Genomic DNA, 2,746 nt, shown 5'->3' with positions numbered 1-2,746 from the left:
GGCCACTTGGCCGCATCATGAAGGGCTTAGAGCGGAGTAAGTTGGCTTTGTGAACCCAGCAGGCGGTCTTCAGCGGGCTAAAGCTGGGCGCTCAAGTGGCTATATGCCGATATTAATATTACTCAGCCGGATGACCGGCTGGGTAAATGAATAAGGACAACAGGCAGTGGAAACGGCTCGAAATCGGGTTTTTCTACAGCCTCGTTAGAGCGCTTTGGAAACCATGGTGAGTAATTTAGACTTGGCTCTGCTAGCCAATCATCCTGAACTACTGCCAGCACTTCGAGAAATGTTTGAGTGCGGATGGCCGGAGTATTACGGTGCGCGCGGCAGGGGAAACGCTGAAGAAGACCTGCTGGCATATTCCAATCACAATAAACTTCCTATTGGGGTCGTTGCGATGCAGGATGGTTCTGCGCTTGGTATCGCGGTATTGAAGGCTGGATGGGTGGCGGCATGGTACTCCCTCAGTACCGGCGTCGTGGAATTGGCGCAACATTGACTGTTGAGCTTGAAAGCATCGCACGCAAGCTGGGGTACAAAAAAATCTACTCCGGCACAAGCACAGCAAACAGCCTTCTGGAGCGAAGTGGCTGGTCGTATATCGAAACCGTGCTTTACGGAGGGGATAACGTATCCATCTATGAGAAAGCGCTCTAACTCAGGCGTTGAGGCTGTAGAAAGGGGCAGGGCCAGTGGCAGTTATAGTGCCTAGTGCATACTATTGAGACGTTAGCGAATTATGGTTATTTGGCTGAATGCCGATATTAAGACGGCTCAGTCTGGTTAAGCGTTTGCCCCACCTTCCAAGAAGATAGTTGAGTATACACATGGCCTTTATCACACCTATCACCCTTACTGCGCATGGCGTAACGCTCGAGCCGCTTTCACTCAATCACGAAGCCGGTTTGCGCGCCGCCGCTGCGGATGGCGAGTTGTGGAATCTGCGTATTACCTCGGTGCCAACGCCCGATGAGACACGCAACTATATTAATGCCGCCTTAAAAAGCCGCGAGGAAGGCCATCGCTTTGCTTTCGCCGTGATTGAAGAGGCGAGTGGTATGGTGCTTGGCACCACGAGTTACCATGATATTCTGCCCAACGTAAAACGCGTTGAAATTGGCTACACATGGTACGCCAAACGGGTTCAGCGCACGCATGTCAACACCACCTGCAAGCTACTGCTATTGACTCACGCTTTCGACACACTGGGCTGTAACGTGGTCGGCTGGCGTACCGACAACTTCAACTTCGCCAGCCAACGTGCGATCGAGCGCCTAGGCGCAAAGAAAGATGGCGTAATCCGTGGCCATGCGCTGCGCCGCGATGGGACCATTCGCGATACAGTGATGTATAGCCTGAGCAGGGGCGAGTGGCCAGAGGTGTGCTCACATCTCAACTATCTGATAAGCCGATCCTGCGCACAGTGAGGTTTATGGTGAGAGACTGGAATGAATCGCTTCTAAGGTTAACCTGACGCTACAACTAGGCTAAGCAGCATCGATTGCTATGTCCGGATGCCCTTTAGTGCCAAGCCTCGCAACTTTATCAACGCCGCTACGCGATGCGGCTGAAACCGAGGGGTAGGTTAATGAAAGCTACCAGCGAATTTATCGCAAACCTTAGCGACGTATTCGCACTGTTTGGTGAAATCCAAACTAAGCGCATGTTTGGCGGATATGGCGTTTATCGCGATGGTCTTATGTTTGCGCTAGTCGCCGATGATGTTCTTTACCTTAAAGTCGACGAACGTTCGGTAGGCTCTTTTATCGAGCTGGGAATGGAGCAGTTTGAATATGAGAAGAGCGGCAAAAGGGTGAAAATGACTTACTATGCTGCCCCCGAGGAGATATTTGAAGATCCTGAACATGCTAAAGAGTGGGCTGACCGTGCTTATAAAGCGGCGTTGCGGCAAAAAGCTCGTTGACGCAGAGCTAACGAGGGCAGTCATTTTAGACTGCCCGGCGGCTACTCAAAGCAAAGATTTATGCGTTGCTAGCCAAATCCACTGCTAGCAATCCGGCATTTTTAAGCGCATTAGCAACTGATCTCTGATGCCTTTCATCTCCAAATTCTTGGTACTCTGACGTTATTTCATGAAATGACTCGACGCCCAAGTATCTGCCCAGTGTTTTAATATGCGGCCCGAGATGATTCATATGCTCACGTTCACCTCCTGGCCCAAAGCCAAACTCTCCGCATGAAGAGACTAAAATAAGAGTCTTCCCAGACAAAAGTGGCTCTATAGGATGGTCGCCACGAGCCAAATCAAAGCTAAATGTTTTATTTATACGCATTACCTGGTCGAACCACGCTTTAAGAGGGGCAGGCATGCCGTAGTTGTACATAGGTGAAGATATTAAGATGACATCCGCTTGTGCTAACTCGCTAAATAGCTGATCGGATAACGCTAGTTTTTTACGTTGCTCAGAGCTTTTCCGCTCATCGGGTGTGAAAACGGCACCTATCCAGTCTTGGTCAATAAAAGCAGGTGGGTTCAAGCCAATGTCACGATAAATGTAATTATCTGCACTGTTAGCAGATTTCCATTTATCAACAAACTGCATAGCAATACGTTTTGATATTGAGTTGTGGTCAGGGTTTGGGTTTGTCGCTTTACGTACGCTAGCGTCTATATGAAGTAATGTGCGCATGATGGCCTCAGCAGATAGCGGTGTGGAGTGGCTATGCTGCCCTTTTGCCGTAAGCGTCCATTCCGCGACGTTCTGCCACCCCGCTAAAATTC

General features: G+C 49.9%; 5 protein-coding genes. 4 read left to right on the top strand and 1 reads right to left on the bottom strand.

The genetic code is table 11. The features are described 5' to 3' along the window. The first annotated feature begins 226 nt into the window (after positions 1-226). The 4 genes from INT19_RS08905 to INT19_RS08890 all read left to right on the top strand — a co-directional run bounded on the left by INT19_RS08905 (position 227) and on the right by INT19_RS08890 (position 1,927). On the top strand, positions 227-502 hold the full coding sequence (locus INT19_RS08905; protein WP_193060494.1) for a hypothetical protein: 276 nt from the start codon (positions 227-229) through the stop codon (positions 500-502). Continuing rightward, a complete protein-coding gene (locus INT19_RS19860) occupies positions 445-660 on the top strand; it encodes a GNAT family N-acetyltransferase (RefSeq protein ID WP_226912450.1) in 216 nt (71 codons plus the stop codon). The genes INT19_RS08905 and INT19_RS19860 overlap by 58 nt, the downstream gene beginning before the upstream one ends. A 170-nt stretch (positions 661-830) precedes the next feature. Then, entirely contained in the window at positions 831-1,430 is a 600-nt protein-coding gene (locus tag INT19_RS08895; RefSeq protein WP_193060492.1) for a GNAT family N-acetyltransferase, read from the top strand. Positions 1,431-1,591: 161 nt separating this feature from the next. Continuing rightward, a complete protein-coding gene (locus tag INT19_RS08890; RefSeq protein ID WP_193060491.1) occupies positions 1,592-1,927 on the top strand; it encodes a TfoX/Sxy family protein in 336 nt (111 codons plus the stop codon). 58 nt (positions 1,928-1,985) lie between these two features. On the opposite strand, the gene INT19_RS08885 is transcribed toward INT19_RS08890, so the two are convergent. Next, a partial coding sequence (locus INT19_RS08885; RefSeq protein ID WP_226924549.1) for an FMN-dependent NADH-azoreductase occupies positions 1,986-2,746 on the bottom strand: 761 nt, incomplete at its 5' end.

Source organism: Halomonas sp. 3A7M (assembly GCF_014897875.1).
Classification (GTDB): Bacteria; Pseudomonadota; Gammaproteobacteria; order Pseudomonadales; family Halomonadaceae; genus Vreelandella.
This window is presented reverse-complemented; position numbering and strand designations above follow the sequence as displayed.

What these genes read in the sequence shown, in the direction of transcription:
- INT19_RS08890 (WP_193060491.1), top strand. Translation starts at nt 1,592, where the DNA reads ATGAAAGCTACCAGCGAATTTATCGCAAACCTTAGCGACGTATTCGCA.
- INT19_RS08895 (WP_193060492.1), top strand. Translation starts at nt 831, where the DNA reads ATGGCCTTTATCACACCTATCACCCTTACTGCGCATGGCGTAACGCTC.
- INT19_RS19860 (WP_226912450.1), top strand. Translation starts at nt 445, where the DNA reads ATGGGTGGCGGCATGGTACTCCCTCAGTACCGGCGTCGTGGAATTGGC.